Annotated in this window: 20 protein-coding genes; 6 read left to right on the forward strand and 14 right to left on the reverse strand. The window is 68.6% G+C overall.

Annotated features, from left to right (window positions below):
- Window positions 1–71: 71 nt before the first annotated feature.
- Entirely contained in the window at window positions 72–893 is an 822-nt protein-coding gene (locus tag OHB13_RS09995; RefSeq protein ID WP_328376809.1) for a class I SAM-dependent methyltransferase, read from the forward strand.
- A gap of 79 nt (window positions 894–972) precedes the next feature.
- Here OHB13_RS09995 and OHB13_RS10000 read toward each other — a convergent pair whose 3' ends face one another.
- From OHB13_RS10000 to OHB13_RS10010, 3 genes are all read right to left on the reverse strand, one after another.
- The gene (locus tag OHB13_RS10000) at window positions 973–1,401 is read right to left on the reverse strand and encodes a hypothetical protein (RefSeq protein ID WP_328376810.1); all 429 of its coding nucleotides are present in this window, start codon (window positions 1,399–1,401) and stop codon (window positions 973–975) included.
- 76 nt (window positions 1,402–1,477) lie between these two features.
- Window positions 1,478–2,110, reverse strand: a complete 633-nt coding sequence (locus tag OHB13_RS10005) for a TetR/AcrR family transcriptional regulator (RefSeq protein WP_328376811.1) — start codon at window positions 2,108–2,110, stop codon at window positions 1,478–1,480.
- A 135-nt stretch (window positions 2,111–2,245) separates the two neighbouring features.
- Window positions 2,246–2,905, reverse strand: a complete 660-nt coding sequence (locus tag OHB13_RS10010) for an HAD family hydrolase (RefSeq protein WP_328376812.1) — start codon at window positions 2,903–2,905, stop codon at window positions 2,246–2,248.
- A gap of 194 nt (window positions 2,906–3,099) precedes the next feature.
- Between OHB13_RS10010 and OHB13_RS10015 the strand changes: the two genes are divergently transcribed.
- The 4 genes from OHB13_RS10015 to OHB13_RS10030 all read left to right on the forward strand — a co-directional run bounded on the left by OHB13_RS10015 (window position 3,100) and on the right by OHB13_RS10030 (window position 11,387).
- Window positions 3,100–6,618: a glycoside hydrolase family 2 protein gene (locus OHB13_RS10015; RefSeq protein WP_328376813.1), complete on the forward strand. Its 3,519-nt coding sequence runs from the start codon at window positions 3,100–3,102 to the stop codon at window positions 6,616–6,618.
- A 191-nt stretch (window positions 6,619–6,809) separates the two neighbouring features.
- Window positions 6,810–7,361, forward strand: a complete 552-nt coding sequence (locus OHB13_RS10020; RefSeq protein WP_328376814.1) for a MarR family winged helix-turn-helix transcriptional regulator — start codon at window positions 6,810–6,812, stop codon at window positions 7,359–7,361.
- Window positions 7,358–9,943, forward strand: a complete 2,586-nt coding sequence (locus OHB13_RS10025) for an MFS transporter (RefSeq protein ID WP_328376815.1) — start codon at window positions 7,358–7,360, stop codon at window positions 9,941–9,943. The genes OHB13_RS10020 and OHB13_RS10025 overlap by 4 nt, the downstream gene beginning before the upstream one ends.
- A 289-nt stretch (window positions 9,944–10,232) precedes the next feature.
- The gene (locus tag OHB13_RS10030; protein ID WP_266857317.1) at window positions 10,233–11,387 is read left to right on the forward strand and encodes a permease; all 1,155 of its coding nucleotides are present in this window, start codon (window positions 10,233–10,235) and stop codon (window positions 11,385–11,387) included.
- 75 nt (window positions 11,388–11,462) lie between these two features.
- On the opposite strand, the gene OHB13_RS10035 is transcribed toward OHB13_RS10030, so the two are convergent.
- Window positions 11,463–13,895: a hypothetical protein gene (locus tag OHB13_RS10035; protein ID WP_328376816.1), complete on the reverse strand. Its 2,433-nt coding sequence runs from the start codon at window positions 13,893–13,895 to the stop codon at window positions 11,463–11,465.
- A gap of 163 nt (window positions 13,896–14,058) precedes the next feature.
- Window positions 14,059–14,772, reverse strand: coding sequence for a DUF6333 family protein (locus OHB13_RS10040; RefSeq protein ID WP_328376817.1), 714 nt, complete (start codon window positions 14,770–14,772; stop codon window positions 14,059–14,061).
- A 213-nt stretch (window positions 14,773–14,985) separates the two neighbouring features.
- Between OHB13_RS10040 and OHB13_RS10045 the strand changes: the two genes are divergently transcribed.
- Window positions 14,986–15,348: a DUF6479 family protein gene (locus OHB13_RS10045; protein WP_266857311.1), complete on the forward strand. Its 363-nt coding sequence runs from the start codon at window positions 14,986–14,988 to the stop codon at window positions 15,346–15,348.
- 130 nt (window positions 15,349–15,478) lie between these two features.
- Here the strand turns inward: OHB13_RS10045 and OHB13_RS10050 are convergent, their stop codons facing one another.
- The 9 genes from OHB13_RS10050 to OHB13_RS10090 are packed head-to-tail and all read right to left on the reverse strand — an operon-like array spanning window position 15,479 to window position 20,619.
- The gene (locus tag OHB13_RS10050) at window positions 15,479–15,904 is read right to left on the reverse strand and encodes a gas vesicle protein K (RefSeq protein WP_266857309.1); all 426 of its coding nucleotides are present in this window, start codon (window positions 15,902–15,904) and stop codon (window positions 15,479–15,481) included.
- Between the two features lie 8 nt (window positions 15,905–15,912).
- Complete coding sequence (locus tag OHB13_RS10055) at window positions 15,913–16,122, reverse strand: gas vesicle protein (protein ID WP_266857307.1); 210 nt, start codon at window positions 16,120–16,122, stop codon at window positions 15,913–15,915.
- A complete protein-coding gene (locus tag OHB13_RS10060) occupies window positions 16,119–16,922 on the reverse strand; it encodes a GvpL/GvpF family gas vesicle protein (protein ID WP_328376818.1) in 804 nt (267 codons plus the stop codon). Before OHB13_RS10060 ends, OHB13_RS10055 begins: the two co-directional genes overlap by 4 nt.
- Window positions 16,919–17,362, reverse strand: a complete 444-nt coding sequence (locus OHB13_RS10065) for a gas vesicle protein (protein WP_328376819.1) — start codon at window positions 17,360–17,362, stop codon at window positions 16,919–16,921. Before OHB13_RS10065 ends, OHB13_RS10060 begins: the two co-directional genes overlap by 4 nt.
- A gap of 27 nt (window positions 17,363–17,389) precedes the next feature.
- Window positions 17,390–18,568: an SRPBCC family protein gene (locus OHB13_RS10070; protein ID WP_328376820.1), complete on the reverse strand. Its 1,179-nt coding sequence runs from the start codon at window positions 18,566–18,568 to the stop codon at window positions 17,390–17,392.
- The gene (locus OHB13_RS10075) at window positions 18,561–19,130 is read right to left on the reverse strand and encodes a hypothetical protein (protein WP_328376821.1); all 570 of its coding nucleotides are present in this window, start codon (window positions 19,128–19,130) and stop codon (window positions 18,561–18,563) included. Before OHB13_RS10075 ends, OHB13_RS10070 begins: the two co-directional genes overlap by 8 nt.
- A 27-nt stretch (window positions 19,131–19,157) precedes the next feature.
- Complete coding sequence (locus tag OHB13_RS10080; RefSeq protein WP_266857299.1) at window positions 19,158–19,415, reverse strand: gas vesicle protein GvpG; 258 nt, start codon at window positions 19,413–19,415, stop codon at window positions 19,158–19,160.
- A gap of 37 nt (window positions 19,416–19,452) precedes the next feature.
- Window positions 19,453–20,166 carry a GvpL/GvpF family gas vesicle protein gene (locus OHB13_RS10085; RefSeq protein ID WP_328376822.1) on the reverse strand — a complete coding sequence of 238 codons (714 nt, stop codon included), beginning with the start codon at window positions 20,164–20,166 and terminating at the stop codon, window positions 19,453–19,455.
- A 3-nt stretch (window positions 20,167–20,169) separates the two neighbouring features.
- Window positions 20,170–20,619: a gas vesicle structural protein GvpA gene (locus OHB13_RS10090; RefSeq protein WP_328376823.1), complete on the reverse strand. Its 450-nt coding sequence runs from the start codon at window positions 20,617–20,619 to the stop codon at window positions 20,170–20,172.
- Between the last annotated feature and the right edge of the window lie 39 nt (window positions 20,620–20,658).

The raw sequence follows: 20,658 nt of genomic DNA on the forward strand, positions 1-20,658 counted from the left end.
CGGCCCTCACCTCCTGCGCCGAGGACCGTCGTAGGGGCGGCGTTACGACGGCGCCGTGGTTGGGTGGGCGGGTGACGACCACCGCATCGCAGGAAGCGTTCCTCCAGTCCTTCCACGCCGAGCACCCGGCAGTGACCGCAGAGGCGTTCGGCGGCGGCCGGGCTCCGGACGGCCGGTCCAGTTACCAGATCCTGTGCGACCGGGTGGCCGGAAGCAGGCGCGTACTGGACCTCGGCTGTGGCGATGGCCCGCTGCTGGAACTCCTGGCCAGGACCGGCGGGAGAGAGCTCGCCGGGGTGGACCTGTCCCCGCAGTCACTGGCGCTGGCACGGCGCCGGCCGTCACTGTCCGGGGCGAGGCTGGAGGAGGGCCGGGCCCAGCAACTCCCCTTCGGGTACGGCAGCTTCGATGCCTGCGTCTCCCATATGGCGCTGATGCTGATGGCCGAGATCGACGAGGTCGTGGCCGAGGTCGCCCGCGTACTGTCTCCGGGCGGGGTGCTGGCCTGTGTGCTGGGGAAGGGCGCTCTGGGCGGCGAAGCCTACGAGCGCTTCATCGGGCTGCTGCGGTCCGCGGTGCGGGAGCTGCCCGCATCGCGGCGCGTTCCACCGCTGGGAGACCGGCGGACCCGCAGTCGTGACGGGCTCGACGAGATCCTCGGGCCGGCGGGCTTCACAGCGGTGGACTGGGAGAGCGTTCCCATCGATCTGAGTGGTCCGGTGGAGCAGGTGTGGGGCTCCGTGTCCGGTCTCTACGACCTCGGCCCCCTCGACCGGGCCACCGTGGAGCGTCTGCGGGCGGCCTTCTTCGCCGAGGTGAGGGAGATGACGACGCCGGACGGGCAGGTTCCGTGCGTCTTCACGGTCAATGTCGCGACGGCGCGGCTGCGTTAGAGGGGCTCGTGCCGTTGGGTCCTCGTGCCGTCGGGCCGTTGGGTCCTCGTGCCGTCGGGTCGGTCGCGCCGGTGGTGTGTCAGGCCTGGCTCTGGCTGCGCGTGAACACCGAGCGCAGGGTGGTGGCGTAGCCCACGACTCCGATGAGCAGGAGTCCGCAGACGCCTTGTTCGATCTTCATCCACTCGGGGAAGCCCCCGGGCAGCGCGACGATGACGACGATGACCGCGACCATCACGGACGAGATCACCGTCAGACGGCGCCAGGCTCCCCGGGCGCCTCGTGCGGCGCGGGCGGCGAAGGCGTACAGCAGCACGGAGCTGGCGGCCACGATCGAACCGCGGATCCATACGGCGGAGTTCACCGCCGCGTGGTCGTTGCGCAGCAGCACGACCGCCAGGAGCGTCAGCACGCTCAGGCCGAGGTAGGTGCCGACCAGCAGTTTGATTCTCCGGAACGTCTCCTTGGTACGAGGCTGTTCCAGGCTCCGCGAACTGGGTGTGTTCATCGTGCTCGGCCTCCTTGAGGTCTCCGGGTCCGGTCAGCCCTCGCCCGGCCGGGGTGCCGCCGGGTGGGGACCGCGTTCATTCCGTACGGGCGGCCGGGATCATCCGGTCGACCAGGTGCACCAGGTGTTCGGCCACTTCGCGGCCGTCCAGGTCGGAGTTGGTCATGAACTGCTCGGAGAGCGCGTCGATGGTCGCCCGCAGCAGCACCGCTGCCGTCCAGGTGTCGAACTCCCCGAACTCACCGGCCTGTTGGCCCGCCTCCAGCAGCTGCTGGGCGACGGCGATCAGGCCGTCGTTGCCCTGGCTGGTGTATCGCAGCGTGCCGTCGTCGCCGCGCAGATTCCGGCTGATCTCCAGCACGGCCTGCGCTTCTTTCTGATGGGTCCAGGTGAAGTTCACGGATGAGCGCACATAGATCTGTACGCGCTCGCGCTCGGTGGACGCCGCCGCCCGCGCCGCCCGCAGCGGGGGCACGGCATCGGCGTACACCTGCTCCATCACGGCCTCCATCAGCTCGGAGCGGGAGGTGAAGTGGTAGAGCACCACGCTCTTCGACACCCCGGCCCGCCGGGCGACCTCAGCGATCGTGGTCGCCGCGTACCCCAGCTCGACGAGGCCCTCGATCGCGCACTCGACGAACTGGCGCCGGCGGGCACGGTTTACGAACGTGCCTTCGCCCTGACCGTCCACACTCTTTTTCGACCGCATGGTCTAAAAGTAGCACGGGTGGATGAGAGGCACCATTTCTCCTGGTCGGAAGCCTGGCGATTCCTGCCGGGTCGGCGATCCCTGCCGAGCAGGCCATTCCTGCCGGGCGGGCCATTCTGCCGGGCGGGGCGATTCCTACCGGGCGGCGGCCGTCAGCAGCTCCGGCAGTCCGCGCATGTCGTCGAACACGACCGTGCCCGGCCCCGCCAGCCGGGAGGCCGGCGTCAGACCGCCGCAGTAGCCGAACGACCGCATTCCGGCGGCGCGGGCGGCCTGGACTCCGTACGCGCTGTCCTCGATCACCACGCACCGCACGGGGTCCACCCCCATGGAGCGGGCCGCGTACAGGAAGAGGTCGGGGGCGGGCTTACCCCTGGGGACATCGTCGGCGCTGAAGACGCACCCCTTGAAGTGGTCGGTCAGCGCGACGGTCTCCAGGTTGCGCCGGATGCCGTCGTGATCACCGTTGGAGGCGACGCACCGGGGTGTGGTGAGGCCGTCCAGGACTTCCGCAATGCCGTCCACGGCCGTCAGTTCGGCCGCGAAGGCCGCCTCGTAAAGATGCTCGTACCGCAGCTGCCAGTCCTTCTCCATCCGCCGCCCGAGCCGCTCCTCCACCGCAGCCGTGTAGACCTCCGTGGACGAGCCCACGAATCGCTCGATGATCTCCGCCTCGGTGAAGTCGCATCCCAGGTCGGCCATGATCATCGCGTCCACTTTGATACATATGCGCTCGCTGTCCACGAGCACACCGTCACAGTCGAAAATCACCAGGTCCACGGGGTTGTCTGTCATGCCCGGCAGCGTAGAGGTTTCTGTGTCGATTCCCTTGACAGTCCGTCAAAATTTGCGCGAATCTGCGCGATGCTGGCCAGTATCGAACAGGATCGCTCGCGCCGATTGCACCGTCGGTACCCGCCCAGTGGTGCTGAATCCTGCCCTGGCCTGCTCCGGAAACCCTCGACGCACAGACGGAGAGCGGCGACATCATGAACAGAGATCCACTCGACATCACCCGGCGGCACGCACTCCTCGGCGGCCTGGCCGGCATCGGCGTGGCCCTGATGTCCGGCGGTCCGGCCGGCGCCGTCGGCCGTTCCCCTTCCCCGGAGCGCCGCGAGCTCAGCCTCAACACCGACTGGGCCTTCTGGCGCGAGGACGCGGAGGGAGCCCAGGCCGCCGGGTTCGACGACTCCCGGTGGGCGGCGGTGTCGGTCCCGCACACGATGCGGCTGGAAAGCGAACGCCCTTCCGTGTACGGCATGTTCGCCGGCGTCGGCTGGTACCGGAGGTACTTCCGGCTCGATCCGCGCGACCGGGGCCGGCGGCTGACCTTGTGGTTCGACGGCGTGCAGACCGACTGCGAGGTCTACCTCAACGGGGTGAGACTCGCCGAGAACCATGGCGGCTACCTCGGTTTCGGCGTGGACATCGGCCAGTGCGCCCTCTTCGACCGGGACAACGTCCTCGCGGTGCGCGTGTCGAACGCCGACGATCCGCTGACCCCGCCGGGCAAGCCCCGCGACGAACTGGGGTTCCTCACCTACGGCGGGATCTACCGGGACGTCACACTGCGGGTGACCGACCAGGTCCGGATCACCGACCCGCTGCAGGAGGACCGGGTCGCGGGTGGCGGCGTGTTCGTCACCTGTCTGGCGGCGAGCGCCGACTCGGCACGGCTGGAGGTGAAGACACACATACGCAACGACTCCGGCGCCGTCCGCGATGTGACCCTGACCTCCACTCTGTTCGCGCCGGACGGTACGGCCGTGGCCGACGCCACCACGACGGCGAGCACCGCAACGGGCCAGGGACACGACTTCGTCCACCAACTCACCGTCCGCAGGCCCGAGCTGTGGCACCCCGACCACCCGCACCTCTACCGGCTGGACAGCCGGGTCTCCTGCGAGGGCGAGCCCGTCGACTCCCTGACCACGATGACCGGCATCCGCCGTATCGACTACCGGGCGGACGGCTTCTGGATCAACGGCGAACGGCTCTATCTGCGCGGCGCCAACTGCCACCAGAACTATGCCTATATCGGTGACGCGGCACCGGCGTCGCTCCAGTACCGCGAGGCCCTGCGGCTCAAGCTGGGCGGCTTCAACGCGGTACGGGCGGCGCACTATCCGCACGACCCCGCGTTCCTCGACGCGGCGGACGAACTCGGCCTGCTGGTGGTGGCCTGCGAGCCCGGCTGGCAGTTCTGGAACGACGACAAGACGTTCACCGAGCGCACGCACGCGGACATCGCCCGTATGATCCGCCGCGACCGCAACCACCCCTCGGTCATCCTGTGGGAGACCGCGCTCAACGAGACCGCGGTGCCGGAGTCCTGGGCCCGGCAGGCCACTGCCATCGCGCACGCGGAGATGCCGTCCGACCAGATGTTCACCGCCGCCGACTTCGGTGAGTGGGGCCGGCAGTACTACGACGTGAACTACAAGGTCGTCAATCCCGACGGCTCCGACCCGGCCCCCACCAAACCGTTCCTGACCCGCGAGTGGGGCGACTGGGAGGACCCGTCCCGAGCCGACCGGGACGACGGTGAGAGCGCCCTCGTCGAGCAGGTGAAGATCCGGCAGCGCTACCTCAACGGCGACGGATACTGGGACTGGGGCGGTCTGGACACCAACGACCGCATCGGCGGCTACTTCCTGTGGGTCTTCGAGGACTACGGAACCAACGACGTCTACCAGAAGTCCGGTGCGGTCGACATCGACCGCTACCCCAAGTATTGCTACCACTGGCTCAAGTCGATGCGCCCGGCCGATGACACCACCGGCCTCGGGCCCATGGTCCACATCGCCTGCGCGTACACCGCGTCGTCCAGCCGGCAGGTCATGGTCTTCAGCAACGCCGACACCGTCCGGCTCCACCGGGACGGCGAACTGCTCGCGACCAGGACCCGGACCCAGAACGCCGCGACCGCTCCGCACATCGCCGCCAAGGGCGGCAGCCCCTACTACGTCTTCGACCTGCCGCCCTTCCGGGCCGGTGAACTCACCGCCGACGCGTACCTCCACGGCAAGCGGGTCGCCACCCACACGGTGCGCACCCCCGGCGCTCCCCACCACATCGAGATCGAACCCGACGACGCTGGGATACGCGACGCTCTGACCGAACTGCTGACCCGCTGCCTGGAAGGTGCGGCCCGGTCCCACGACATCGCCCCGCTGCTCGGCCGGATCAGCACCGGCCAACTACCGTCTCTGATACGCCACTTGGGAGCCCTCCGCGGCAGCCCGCTGCCGGACGCCTGGGCGCGAACGCTGCGCGCCCACGCCGTGGCGCTGTCCCGTATCCAGCCGGTGGCCGACGGCCATGACCTGGTCCCGGTCTTTCTCAAGGTCGTCGACCGACACGGCACCGTGGTCCCGGATTCCGCGCACGCCGTCACCGTCGGCGTCACCGGCCACGGCACCCTGGTGGGCGCGGGCATCCCGCGGATCGCGGTGGAGACCCGGAAAGTGCGGGCCGGCATCGGCTACGCGCTGATCGCCACCGGTACCCGCAGCGGCCCGTTCACCATCACCGCCACCGCGGACGGGCTGGGCGCCGCCCACCGCACGCTGGAGTCCCGGCCAGGTACGGCACCATCCGTCGCCGACGGACGCCACCGCGTGTGGAAGGACATCGCCACCCTGGAAGACCAGGGAACGCAGAACCCGGCGCTGTTCAAGAAGACCACCGCGTCGAGTACGGCACCCGGCACGGGCAGCGTGCCCGGCCATGCCGTGGACGACGACGAGACCACCCACTGGGTCGCCGGCACGACCGGCGCCGCATGGTGGCAGGTCGACCTCGACCAGCGGTTCCCGCTCGACGGCTTCCAGATCGTCTGGGCCACGGAGCAGACCGCCTGCCAGTACGCGATCCTCACCTCCGACGACGCGAAGACCTGGACCACCACGGTCGACGAGTCCGCCAACACCACCAAGGGCACCACGGTCACCCACGCCGTGCACACCACGACCCGCCACGTCCGCGTCGACATCCGCTCCGCGGCCGGACACCCGCCCGGCATCCGGGAGTTCCGCGCGATACCCCCGGGCACCACAGGCGGTGCGCCGCCGGTCGCACCGGGCCCCGAGATCGCCCGCGACCGGATCACGACCGTGACCGCCTCCAGCCACGCCACCGGCTTCGAACCGGAGAAGGCATTCGACGGCGACACCACCTTCGGCACCGGGTGGAGCGCTGCCGATCCCTCCACCCCGCAGACCCTCACCGCCGGGCTCGCCGCCCCCTTCACCCTGGCGGGCGTCCGAGTCCACTGGGGCAAGGACAGCAGCACCTACACCTACGACCTCCAGGTCTCCCAGGACGGCAGTTCCTGGACCACGGTCCTGAAGCAGCTCACCCGCAGCGGCCAGACCACGCTCCCCGAGACGTTCACCGCCACCGGGATACGCGCCGTACGCGCCGTCATCACCGGGGTCACCGGAGGCGGCGGCCAGACCATCGCCGGCATCGCCGAGCTGACCCTCTACGGGACGCCGGCGTAACCGGACCGACGTGGCCGGACCGGCGCAGGCGGACGCCTCAAGGGTGACCGGCACCGCGGGCCGGCCGAAGAACGAGCGGTACGCGGTGTGAGCCTGCGCACTCGGCGCGAGGACTGTGTTCCAGCACGGCTCCGGGGCGGCTACAATAACTTGCTCGATACAAGCAACAAAAGAATAGAGAGGCGGGAGGCATGGATAAGGGGACGGTCCATGACCGCCCAACAGAGGCGGTCCCGGTCACCGGTGAAGCCAGTGCCGAGAAAGCCGCAGCCGGACTCGGGAGCCAGCTCGTACGGTTCTCCCGGCTGCTCACAGCCCACCGGCGCCGGACCAAGATCGAGCAGGGAGCCGGCGAGCGCGTGCTCCTGGCCCGGCTGGTGCTCGACGGCGAACAGCGAGCCACGGACCTGGCCACGGACACCTTCCTGGACCTGTCGACAGTCAGTCGGCAGGTGCGGTCGATGGTGGAGCGAGGCCTGATCGAGCGGCGCCCGGACCCGGAGGACCGGCGAGGTGCGTTGCTGCACGCGACCGAGGCCGGGCAAGCGGCGTTCGAGGCGTACCGGCGGCAGCGCGACGCAGAGCTGGCGGATCTCCTCAGGCCATGGCCACCGGAGGACCGGTACCAGCTCATCCGGCTGATGGCACGCCTCAACGACGACCTGGCAGAGCATGAACACGCACGTCACTGCTCGGGAAACCACTCCGAAGCAGCGGCGAAGCAGGGAGCAAAACAAGCATGAGTGAGGCCGTGTCCGCGCCACGCGGAGACACCCAGACCAAAGCGATACCCACCAGCCCGGGCGGCCTGAGCCACCGGCAGATCCTGACCATCCTGAGCGGCCTCATGCTGGGCATGTTCCTGGCCGCGCTCGACCAGACCATCGTCTCCACCTCGATCCGCACCATCGCGGACGACCTGCACGGCCTGAGCCAGCAGGCGTGGGCGACGACGGCCTACCTGATCACTTCGACCATCGCCACACCGCTGTACGGCAAGCTGTCCGACCTTCATGGCCGCAAGCCGTACTTCCTGACCGCGATCAGTGTCTTCATCGTCGGTTCGGTGCTCTGCACCTTCTCGACCTCGATGACCGAGCTGGCGTCCTTCCGTGCCCTGCAGGGCATCGGCGCCGGTGGTCTGATGTCGCTGGCCCTGGCGATCATCGGCGACATCGTGCCGCCCCGTGAGCGTGCCCGCTACCAGGGCTACATGCTGGCGACCTTTGCCACCTCCAGTGTCGCCGGACCGCTGATCGGCGGCTTCCTGGCCGGCCAGAGCAGCATCCTGGGCGTCACCGGCTGGCGCTGGGTGTTCCTGGTGAACGTCCCGATCGGCATCATCGCGCTGTTCGTCGTCGCGAAGGTCCTCAACATCCCGCACGTCCGCCGGCACCGCCGGATCGACTGGTGGGGCGCGGTCACCATCGCGGTCGGCGTGGTGCCCCTGCTGCTCGTCGCCGAGCAGGGCCGTGAGTGGGGCTGGGGCTCCACGAACTCGCTGGTCTGCTACGGCATCGGCGTGGTGGGCATCATCGCCTGGATCTTCGTGGAGCGCCGGATGGGCGACGACGCGCTGATCCCGATGCGGCTGTTCCGCAACTCGATCTTCAGCAAGACCAGTCTGCTGTCCGTGCTCATCGGTGCGGGCATGTTCGGCGGGATGCTGATGATCCCGCAGTACCTGCAGATCGTGAAGGGCGCCAGCCCCACCCGGTCGGGCCTTGAGATGCTGCCGCTGATGCTCGGCATGATCATCGCGTCGATCGTGGCGGGCCAGCTCACCGCGAAGACCGGCCGCTACAAGATCTTCCCGATCATCGGCACCGCCCTGATGGTCGTGGCGCTGCTGCTGTTCCACTTCAAGATCCAGTGGGACACCCCCCTGTGGGAGTCCATGGTCTTCATGCTGATCTTCGGCCTCGGGCTCGGCGGCTGTATGCAGACGCTGGTCCTCGCCGTGCAGAACGCGGTGCCGCCGCAGGACATGGGTGTGGCGACCGCGTCGTCCACCTTCTTCCGTCAGATGGGCGCCACCGCCGGTACCGCGATCTTCCTGTCGGTGCTGTTCAGCAATGTCGGGGGCAAGATCGCCTCGGCGTTCAAGTCGGCCGCGCAGACCCCGCAGTTCCAGGCCGCGCTGCACGATCCGCACGTGCTCTCGAACCCGGCCAACAAGCCGGTGCTCGACATGGTCAAGAACCCCGGCGCGGGCGGCGGTTCGAGCGTGCTGAGCGACTCCTCGTTCATCCAGCAGCTCGACCCGCGGCTGGCGGAGCCCTTCAAGCAGGGCTTCGCCGACTCCATGCACCTGGTCTTCCTGATCGCCGCAGGTGTGGTCGCGCTCGGCTTCCTGATGGTCCTGTGGACCAAGGAGGTTCCGCTGCGGAACGTGTCGGGCCTGCAGGCCCGCGCAGCCGAGGAGGACGGCGCGGCGACCGCCGCCATCGAGGCCGAGGCCGCCGTCACGGCCGCCCCCGAGCCGCTGCCGGCCTCCGCCACGGGACGCCACGCGGCGGTGCCCCGGCAAGAGGTGTCCGACGCAGTCGACACCGCGATGACGGACGCGTCGGGCGCAGGCGTCAGGGGATACATCCGCGACAGCGACGGCACCCCCGTGCCGCAGGCCGTGGTCACCCTGATCGACCTGGGCGGGCGACAGCTCGGCCGTACGACGACGGGCTCCGACGGCCGGTACTTCGTCGCGGCGCCCGCCGGCGGGACGTACGTCCTGATCGGCTCCGGGGGCGCACGGCAGCCCCAGGCGACGACGGTGGCGGTCGCCGACGGCCCCGTCGACTTCGACCTGATGCTCAGCGGTGCCGCCGGGCTCGCCGGTACGGTCCTGGCTGCGCCGGGCAACCGGCCGCTGCCCGGCGCGCTGGTCATCGCCACCGACGTGCGCGGCGATGTCGTCGCCTCCGGCACCGCCGACGGCTCCGGCGACTTCGGCTTCGGCGACCTGGTGCCCGGCAACTACACCCTCGCGGTGAGCGCCGGCGGGCACCGGCCGACGGCCGTGCCGGTGGAGGTCGTCAGTGGCTCCGCCAACCGCTACGAGGTCCGGCTCGACCCGGGTGCCCGGGTCCAGGGCACCATCCGCAACAGCGCGGGCGAGCCACTGGACGACGCCCGGGTGACGCTGCTCGACGCCGCGGGGAACACGGTGGGGTCGACCATCACGGGTACGGACGGTGTGTACACGTTCAACGACCTCGACACCGGCGACTACACGGTGGTGGCCAGCGGATACGCGCCCAGCGCCCACTCGCTGCTGGTGGACCGCAAGGGCGGTCAGGACCTCGACCTGGACCTGAGCCACTGAGACGGCCCGGGCACTGAGACGAGGCGGGAGCCGACCGTAACTCCGCCCTGAGCGTGGTGCGTCGGGGCGGCGGAGGCGGCTCTGCCGGAGGCCGTGGTACGACACGAAGGTGTCGCACCACGGCCTCCGGTGCGTTTACGGCGTCGGGAAGCCGGAAGGGCCCCGGGCCCCTCGGCCGAGAGGGCGTCCGCAGTGCCGCGCATCCCCCGCCGGGCACCCGCCGGCTGCCTGCCCGGCCGGCCCCGCGTGTCCACGGCCCGGAACGCGCAGCAGGAGGAAGGCTGCACGGATGCACGCCGTACTGCACGCACTGTCGATCGCCGGTTCCATGACCTGGGAGATCACCTGGGCCCTGATTCTCGGCTTCGCGCTGTCCGCTGTCGTCCAGGCGGTGGTCCGCAAGTCCACCGTCATCTCCCTGCTCGGCGACGACCGCCCCCGTACCCTCGCCGTGGCGACCGGCCTCGGCATGGCCTCGTCCTCGTGCTCCTACGCCGCGGTGGCCCTCGCGCGCTCGCTGTTCCGCAAGGGAGCGGACTTCACCGCGGCGATGGCCTTCGAGATCGCCTCGACCAACATGGTGGTCGAACTCGGCGTGATCCTGGCCCTGTTGATGGGCTGGCAGTTCACCGCGGCGGAGTTCGCCGGTGGCCCCCTCATGATCGTCGTGCTGGCCCTGCTGTTCCGGCTGCTCCTGCGGGACGGGCTGCTGCGCCAGGCGCGTGACCAGGCGGAGCGGGGTCTGGCCGGTTCCATGGAGGGCCATGCGGCGATGGACATGTCCGTCCGGCGGGAGGGCTCCTTCGCACGGCGGCTGTTCTCCCGGGACGGCTTCACCGCGACCTCGCACGTCTTCGTCATGGAGTGGGCGGCCATCCTGCGCGATCTGGTGATCGGTCTGCTCGTCGCCGGAGCGATCGCCGCCTGGGTCCCGGACTCCTTCTGGCGCACCTTCTTCTTCGACGGCCACCCCCTGGCGTCCCGGCTGTGGGGCCCGGTGATCGGCCCGCTGGTGGCCATGGCCTCGTTCGTCTGCTCCATCGGGAACGTGCCGCTCGCGGTCGTGCTGTGGAAGGGCGGCATCAGCTTCGGCGGCGTGCTGGCCTTCATCTTCGCGGACCTGCTGATCCTGCCGATCCTCAACATCTACCGGAAGTACTACGGGGCGCGGATGACGGCCTTCCTGCTCGTCACCTTCTATGTGTCCATGGTCGTCGCCGGATACGTCGTCGAGTTCGCCTTCGGCGGCCTGGGAATCGTCCCCGACCGGGCCGACGCGAGAGTCCCGATGGGCGGAGTCAGCTGGAACTACACGACCTGGCTCAACATCGCCTTCCTGGTCCTCGGCGCCGCGCTCCTGGTGCGGTTCTTCCGGACCGGCGGCAGGGAGATGCTCCGCATGATGGGCGGCCGGGAAAGCGACAACGGGCAGCTGCCCGAATAGGACCCGAACGGGAGAGGCCCCGCACCGGATGGTGCGGGGCCGGAGAGAGCCGTCCGCTGCGTCGGGCGGGAGCCCCTAGTCCTGCGCGGTGCGGCGCCGGCGCATCCACCAGACCAGTGCGCCACCGACGACGATGACCGCGGCGGCGATGCCGGAGATCAGGCCGATGGGGGTGTCGGATCCGGTGTGGGCGAGGTCCCCGCCGGGACTGGTCGGCGGGTGGCCCGGCCCTCCGCCGCCGGCCGGCGGGGTGCTCGTCCCGGGGCCCGGTGTGTGGCTGGGCGGCGCGGACGGCTTTCCGGTGGGCGTGGGGGTGGGTGTCGGAGTGGGCTTTCCGCCTCCGCCGGTGACCGGTCCCCCACCGAGGTAGAGGGTGTCGGTGTCGCGGTAGGAGGTGTCGTCGGACTGCAGGGAGTTACTGGTGGTGTGGTCCAGGTCCCGGTTCTCCACGTTGAAGCGGACCTTGGTGATGTTCCGCTTCGGCGCCTTGGAGAAGTCGACGCCGCCGACGATGTACACCATGACGCCCTTGGCGGTGTCCACGTTGTACTTGAACTCGCCGTTGATGAAGATCTTCCGGTACTCCTGGAACAGCTTGTCCTTGTCCCAGTTCTGGTTCGGGGCGCGCAGCGGCCACGCCTTCACGTCGTTGCTGTTGATGAACTTGTGGAAGTCGGTGGGCTTCTTGGCGTCCTCCCGCCGGATGTACTCGGCTGCGACGCGGGAGGTGTAGACGCGGCGCAGGTCGGCGTACTGGGGAGTGGTGTTGATGGTCTTCTCCACCGCGGGGACGATCATCCGGTCGATGACCCCCTGAGCCTGGTCGCGCTGGGCCTTAGTGGGGTGGCAGACGCCCTCGCCTCCGCCGGGCTGGGTGATGGTGTCCTGCTCGGTGGACTTCAGTCTGAGCGGGGCGTCGAGGATGTAGATGCCGCCGTCCTGCTCGCGGACCGTGGCGGGCTTGGGCTCGATCCAGTTACGGATGCCGGTGAAGCAGGGACGCCCGTCCACCTTCGGGAGGGCGGCCCAGAACCGGCGGCCGAGGTCGGTCTTGGGGTCCATCGTCCGGAAGAAGTCGTGCTTCATCTGGAGGTCGGCCTCCAGCAGCACCCGCCCGGCGTCGGTGGAGGCGAACTTGTCGTCCATGACCCGGTCCGGCTGGTCCGGGTTCAGGTTCACCCAGAACTTGTCCGGTGTCAGGGCCAGCCAGGTGAACAGGGCGTCGGATGCCAGCTGCATCTTGGCCTGGCCGCCGTATCCCGGGTTCTTGTCCGGGTCGGGCATCTGGTCGGCGCGCATGCTGTACTGCATGCCCTTGCCCTTTCCGAGGCCGCCGACATAGCGCAGCTCCAGGGTGGTGAAGTCCACGCCGCCCGGGCCGCCCCGGGGAAGAGTGCCACGGCTGTCCAGGCGCCGGGACTCGGCCTGGATACGCCTGGCCTCGGCCGGAGTGCGTCCGGAGTCGTTGATGCGCTCGTTCAGCGGGCCACGGCTGCCACCGCAGTTGGACGTGGTGGCCGAGGCGAGCTGCGCACCGGCGCTCTGGCAGCCGGGCGCGAACGCCCGGTCCTGACGGGAGTAGCCGGGGACCGGGGTGGTCTTGGCGACCGGGTTGTAGAGGCGCTGGTTGCCGCGCACCTGGTTCGTCTTGCCCGGCCGGTCCGCGACGACCTCCTCGTTCAGGTCGCTGATCTTCTTCGCCTGCCCCTTGGTGAAGCTCTTCGCGCCGGAGTAGCGGAAGGTGTGGTCGGACATCGACTTGGCGACCACTCGGTCCTTGGCGAGCTGAGCGTTCTCCAGCCGGCTGTTGGACTTGAACTCGTTGAACTCCTTGGTCCGCTGGTTGTAGGCGTCGTAGCGGCGCTCGCCGACCTTGTCGCCGTCCTTGTCGAAGAGTTCGACGTAGTACTCGCACAGCCAGTCGGGGCCGATGAGGTTGTAGTCCTTGACGAGCTGCCGTTCGTACCCGGAACCCTTGCTGTTGTTGGTCTGGTTGCGGATGTAGCGGTACTTGAACCAGTGGTCGAAGGCCAGGTTCTCCTTGTTGGCGAGGAACCGGGCGTAGATCTCCATGGCCCGGTCCGCCGGAGCCCCGGAGCTGTTGGCCTGCCTGGCCCAGGCGGCGACGTTCTTCGTCGGGTCCCCCGGAACCTTGGACAGGGCCTTCTGCTTCTCGGCCGCCGTGGGGGCCTTCAGCCCGTCATACGCCTGGCCGGGGAGGTCGTAGTCGAAGTTCTTCGGCAAGTCGGTGGACTTGTGGATCAGCCCGCTCGGGTCGTCGGGGAATCCGGAGTTCGCCGGAGTGCTCTTGGCGGGCGGTAGCCCGTTACGGACATCGCAGCGTTTGCCGGTGCCGGGCTTGGGCCTGGCCACGACCGGCGGCCCGCCCGCAGCCTGGGCGGTGTCGATGGACGGCAGACCGGTCAGGGTGACCGCGGCGGCCAGACCGGCCGCTGCTGCCAGACGTAAGACCCGCCATCTGCGGGACAGTCCGAGTATGCGATTCAACGTGGGTGTCTTCCCTCGGCGGGGGCAAGGGGTACCGGGCGGCGCGCGAAGCCCCCGTGACATGTACGCGCCGCTCGGCAAACCCTAGCGCCCGAGGCCACCGAGCAAAGAAGAGGCAATCGAGTGTCGGCGTGTCAACTCCACCACGGTGTACAGGAGTTGATCAGATGAAGTAGAGGTCTTCCATCGTGCCGACAGCGTCCTCGGTGTGCCGGACACGGAACGCCGTGGCCTCGATACCGGCGCGGCTCCAAGGGTCGGCGTGACCGAGAGCCAGAGCAGCCAGAGCCGCCCACTCGGTATCTCCCGGCTCGTCCTCTTCCAGGTCGATCCCGGCGTCTTCCAGCATCTCGGCCGTCAGCCCCAGGGAAGCGATCACCGCTTCCGGATCGCCGGTGATGACGAACGGTTCGTCACCGGGCCATCCACTGGCGTGGAACATGGCACCGTCCGGCAGCCACACGATGTCCTCGGTGTGGTCGGCGCCTCCGTGGAAGTGCACCCGGCCGACGATCCGCGCACCGGGGAACCGCTCCCGCAAGGCCCCGGCCTCGTACAGGAGCGGCGTGTCGTTGCCGTTGCCGGCGAACGCCGGATCACTGACACCGAGGGCGGGGCCCCACGCGCCGGCCTGGATGATGTCCAGTTCGGCGCGGGTGCCCGGTTCGGGCGTGTGAAGCGCGGCGCACGGCCCGGCGTCTTCGAGGATCTCCTCGACGGTGCTGATCGAGGAGGCGAACTCTGCTGCCCGCGCCGCTTCGTTGACAGGCAGCGCACCAGGGCCGGGGCGAGGCTCAAGAACAGTCAGGTTGCAGTGACCCATGGAGCCGCGCACTATGCGATCGGCCGGTGAGGTCCAGAAGTCATTGGCGGTCATGGCGGTCACCGTAGCGGCCTGCGACTCACCGGGGGAACCAGCGGAAAGGACAACAGACCGCCCGAAGAGACAGCACCCAGAAGAGGGCCTAATTCCCGTTCAGCCGGATCTATAAACCCTCGACTGCACCCAAGGGTGACTTCCTCACCCCTGCGGCAGGGTCAGCCCCTTATCGAGCGGTACGGAATCCTGGTATGCGGGTACGGACGTCGAATGGACGCCTCGAAATTTCAGCTCGCCGTCTCATCCAACACAGCCCTGTTCATGCTCCTCACCGGAATCGTGGTGGTTGCCGTGCTGCTGGCTGCTTTCGCCTGGGGGCGGCGTATCCGCGCCCGGGAACTCCCGCCACCAAAGCCGAACGAGCAGCCTCATCTTCCGAAGGAAGGCGCGGTTCACGAAACCCGGGAATACCGGGAGCCGGAGGAAATGCCCCACGACGGCTCACGCCTGCTGCCGCACGAACTCAAGGGTTCCAGCACGCACCGCAGCGCTTCGCAGAAGCCGCCGGCGGACGACGACGCCGATGGCTTCGGTGATGGCAGCAGTTTCGGCAGCGGGGGCCTCGGGAGCTGAGGCCTGTACCGGAGAGGCGGGGCGACGGCCCCGCCTCTCCGGTCGTTCTTCGGTCACCGGCCCTCGTCTGCGTATCGGCCCGGTCGCCTCTCCTTGGCGGTGAACACACTCACTCTGACGGTGAACACACTCACTCCGGCACGGAGCCGGAGCCGGAGCCGGACTGAGGCAACAGCGATCCCAACGGCCCCAGATCCAGGTTGAGATCGTCCATGGTGAGGCCGTACCGGTCACAGAGTTCGGTCATCCGGTCCTGCAGAATCATCAGCGTGAGCCCTATTCGCTCTTCCTGGTCCTCGCTGAGGTCGCCCTGATCCACGCGGTGCAGCGCCGTGCGTTCCATGAGCTGGCGCAGCAACTCCACAATAGTGAGCACCAATTTGATGAGATCGCGCTCCACGGATTCCGGGTCCGTTTCCAGGCGCCGCGCGCTGCCCCGGTGAGGGCGCGTCTCCTCCGGGCCTGCCGGAAGGAGATCGAAGGCGCGCGCAGCGGCCTTTCCGATCTCGCCGAAATTCCCCTTCTCCGAAGGGCTGCTGAGGTTATCGGCCGTCATGGGGCTCCTCACCACGGTGCCGGTTCGTCGGAAGTGATCGAGCGGATGACGGCACGCAAATTGATGTGCACCAGGTCCACATCGGCGATCGAGAGGACAAGATCACCGGTGAGGACCGCCCCGCCATTGAGCAGGCGGTCCAGCAGATCGATGAGTGCTACCTGCCGCCCGGCCAGGGACTCGATGTCCGTATCGGCATTGCCCGGCGCACCGCTCACTGTGAGCCGCCCTGCGCCACGGCGGGCGGCGTGGCAAAGGAGTAGGGGGCCCAGGGCCCGGTGACCTCGATCCGCACACCGGGCGTATCGCCGGCCAGCGTGTCCAGCGCCCGCCGGAATTCCCCGACCCGGGCTGCCGGGACCAGGTAGGCGTCATTGGCGATGTTCTCGCCCGGCGAGGAAGCCAGTTCGCCCTGCTGCGGCCGGTGAGGGGCCCTGGCGCGTGCCACGTCGGCCACCCGGCCGGGGACCTCGGCGGCCAGATCCCCCGCGGCCCGGTAGGCGTCCTGCTGGTTACGGCGCTGTGCCCTGCGCTGTTGCAGGTACGCCCGCCCCGGACTGGCCGGAGCGGCGGAGCCCGGGGCCTTCGAGGGCTGGGCCTCCGCCGGGCGGTGCGGGTCCGCGTACACCTTCACGCCGAGTTCGACGTGGCCGTCGAGCCAGGAGAGCAACTCGGCGAATTCCCCGTGCCGTTCGTGGACCATGGCGGCCACGCGCTCGTCGCTGAGACAGACCGTCGCCAGTCGCAGGGGGAGGATCGTCGTGGCCCCGTAGGCGGCTTCCACCACTGCGTGGTGGCCGCGGGCGATCTCCTCCAGCCTCTTCAGGTCCTCCATCTGTGCCTTCATGCCCTCCGAGCTGAAGGCCTCATCCGGTACGGAAGAGACCAAGGCTTCAAGGCCGTCGGCACTCACCGTCCGCAGCACGCCTCCGTCCAGGCCGGATACGGCGCCGGAGGTCACGTCACTGAGTGTGCCGGTCCGGCTCACGGCGTAGACATAGGAGATTCCGGTGTTCACTGCTCGTCCCTCCTGCCCGCGTTCCCGCTGGTCTCCGCCTCCTGCGCAGCCCCTGCGGGGAGACCTGCGGCCTGCCTCAGCTCGGCCAGTTCAGCCTTGAGGCGGGCGTTCTTCTGAGCCAATGGGTCGTTCGTGGCAGAGGGGTGCAGCTTCTCCGTCTGCTGAGGTGGACGAGCCCGGGAGGACAGGGAGGGGTCGTGCTCCCACCAGTCGATGCCCATCTCCTTGGCCTTGTCCACGGAGGCGACCAGCAGCCTGAGCTTGATCGTCAGCAGCTCGATGTCCAGCAGGTTGATCTGGATATCACCTGCGATGACGATGCCCTTGTCCAGGACACGTTCAAGAATGTCGGCCAGATTGGCAGAGGAACCTTGCTGGCCGTATGGGGACCCCCCGGAGGGAGCCCCCATACGGCCGGCCAGTGAGTCGGGCACCTTCATCAGCCCCTGTCTGTGATGTCGCTCGGGTCAGGAACGGGCTGCGGCGGTACGGCGGCGGGAGCGGCGGGCCGGCCGGTGTTCTTCTTCCTCGTCGTCGTCGGCGAAGTCGGGCTCGGTTCCGGGGCCGTCCTCGATCTCCGCTTCTCCTTCGAGGGCTTCATCGTCCTCGGGGGCTTCGAGGCCTTCGTCGTCGTACGCGGCGTCGGGCTCGCCCTCATCGGGGAGCTCCTCGTCGTCGACTTCCTCGTCGTACTCGTCCTCGTCCTCGTCCTCGTCGAGCGAGTCGCGCCGGTCGTCCTCGCCGTCCTCGCCGTCCTGATCAGCCGAGTCGGCCGGCCCGCCGTCCTGCGCTTCCCTATCGGGGTCCGCCTGCTCCTCCGCCACGGCGTCGTCGTGCTCCACGACGACCTCGCCGTCCCGGATCTCGCCGCGCCAGCCGTCCGTGGCCTCGCCGCGCATCATGATGAACTTGCGGTAGAGCTTGAGGTCCAGCCGGGCGCGCCGGCCCTGAGCACGCCACATGTTGCCGGTCTTCTCGAACAGCCCCTTGGGGAAGTACTCAAGGACCAGCAGCACACGGGTGAGGTCGCTCGTGATGGGGTGGAACGTCACAACGCCCCTGACGGTGCCCTTCGCCCCCTCCGTGGTCCAGGTGATCCGTTCGTCCGGTACCTGCTCGGTGACGTTCGCCTTCCAACTGCGCGTGGACTTGGCGACCTTCACCTTCCAGTTACTGCTGGTGTCATCGGCCTTCTCGACGCTGACGACGCCCTTGGCGAACGTGCTGAACTCCTGGAACTGCGTCCACTGGTCGTACGCCTCGCGGACGGGTACGCCCACGTCGATGTCCTCGACGATCGTCACGCTCTTGGACTTGCCCCCGCCGCCCTTGCGGCCCTTGCCGAACAGGCCCTTGACCTTCTCCTTGAGCGTGTCCTTGAGCTGGGCGCTGCCCGCGGAGAGTGCGGCCTGGGCCGGAGACTTGCCCTCCTTGAGGGCTTGCCCGCCCTTGGCCAGGCTGCCCGCCAGACCGCCCTCGCCGGGCTCGGCCAGCTTGCTGACGCCCTCGCCCAGCTTGTGTCCGAGCTGGGTGACCGCGTGTTCGGCCCGGGCATGCAGGTAGTTCTGGAGTTCGTCCTTGAGCCTGTCGGTGGCCGGATTCCGCACCACCTCGTCCTTCAGCTTGCTGAAAGCGGAGTCACTCACTGCGGCCACCCCCGTTCTTGGCGTGCGTCCGCGATGCCGTCCTGCGGGTTCCGGATGCAGCCCGGCGGGCCGGCGATGACGTCTTGCGAGCGCCCTGCGACGCCTTGCCGCGCGCGGCGGAGGATGTCTTGGCCGATGTGGACTTGGCGGCCCGCTTACGAGGTGCAGGCTCGTCCGGCGCGTCCTCTTCGCTCTCTTCGCTCTCAGCGGCGCGCTCCCGGCCGTCGTCCTCCGCGGGCTCCTCGTCGTCGCTCCCGCGGCCGGACTGCTCGTCGAGCCCCAGCGCCCTCTCGTGAAGAGAGTCCGCCAGACCACTGGCGCGCTTCGTCAGCGCGGACGTGGCCGCCGACTTCGTGGCCTCTACCAGCTCCTTGCGTACCTGGCTGTTGAGACTGGAGAGCACCGGAGAGCCGGCCACCATCTTGCCCAGCTGCGCCGGATCCAGACTCATCTTCTTGCCGGCCAGGAACATGCCCAGGCCGATCGCCAGCTTCGCCTTCTTGGTGCGTCCCAGCAGGTAGCCACCCACCAGGGCGACGCCTATCTTGCCGTTGCCTGTCATCTGTCGTGTACCTCGTTCTCCCTGTTGTCAGGAATGAGCCCGCAGTCGCCGCTGGTTGGCTTCGAGCCATTCCAGCCGGTCCAGCAGCTCGTCCTCGCGACGATCGAACTCGTCCTCTTCGATACGGCCACTCAGCAACTCCTGTTCGAGCGCCACCAGTTCGGCGCGTACGGGCTCCGGGTCGTAGTACTCCCGCTCCGCCGTCACCAGCACCTGGTCGACGACCCATGCGGTGCCGCGCAACGGTGCCAGGGGCAGAGTCAGGATGTCGGTGATGAGGCCCATGCCGGGCCCTCCGTTCGACCGGGATCGGTTCGCGGACTCAGACGAAGCTGTAGGGCGGCAGCGGCCCGTTCAGAGAGTGCGTGAACGCGTCACCCCAGCGTTCGGCCTCTTCGTGCACGGACTGCGTGAAGGCGGCCGCCCGGTCGCGCTCGACGAGGAAGGACACGTTCAGGAAGTGCGTCTTGGTGGGCTCACCGTTCACGACGCGTACCGCGGAACGCTCCAGCCTGGAAGTGATCTCCTCCCGGTCCTGCTGTTCGTGGGCCTGGACCTCATGGGAGATCAGCTCTCCGAGGGCGAGCATCGCGTCGTGGTCCCCCGGGTTCTGGCGAGTCCGTTCACGCAACTCACGCACCGCACCGGACTCATTGACGATCTGCCGCAGCAGATCCTGTTCGTCACGGGCGACCTTCAGGTTGTACTCAAGGCACCCGTTGAGTTCCTTGAGCCGGGCGCTGTAGTCGTCATGCTGCTGCTCCAGTGCCGTGATCACCTGATCGTCGTCGGGCCCCAGCACGCCGAACCGCATCGGCAGGGCGGCACCGTCCTCCAGAAGGCTCGTCAGCACCGTCTGGTGCGCGACCAAGTCACGGCGCTTGGCCCGCAGATCCGCCGGCGCGTCACTCACGACCGCGCTCAGGTCGTCCGTGCCGACGACGCGCAACTCCGACGGCGGCTGACCGACACCGACCATGTTGTCCAGGCGCAAGGGATGCGCCGCACTGGTGATGGCGTAGATGTACGTGGACACGGGCTACTCCTCCCGTCGGCTCGAACTGCGGCGGCTGCTGCTGGAAGCAGACTTGCGCGCCGGGCGCTCCTGCTTCTCCTCCGAGTCGTCGTGGCCGCCCTGAAGCGACTCACTGAACGCCTCTACCGCTCCTGACAGGGCGCCCTTGGACTTGCCCTTGGCGCCCTTCTCGGTCATGTCACCCACCAGGTCGGTGAGCTGGCTGGGTGCCTTGCGGCCGGATTCCAGATCCAACCGGTTGCACGCCTCGGCGAACCGCAGATAGGTGTCGACACTCGCGACGACCACCCGCACATCGATCTTGAGTATCTCAATTCCGACGAGAGATACCCGGACAAAGGCATCGATGACGAGTCCCCGGTCCAGGATGAGCTCCAGGACATCGTAGAGATTCCCCGAGCCACCCCCGCTCGATGACCTGGTACTTGCATTTGATTGCTGTACAACACTCATGCTGAACTCCCTCCAAGTGAACTGCTGTGACACAGCGGT

This window comes from Streptomyces sp. NBC_00440, from assembly GCF_036014215.1.
Lineage (GTDB): Bacteria > Actinomycetota > Actinomycetes > Streptomycetales > Streptomycetaceae > Streptomyces.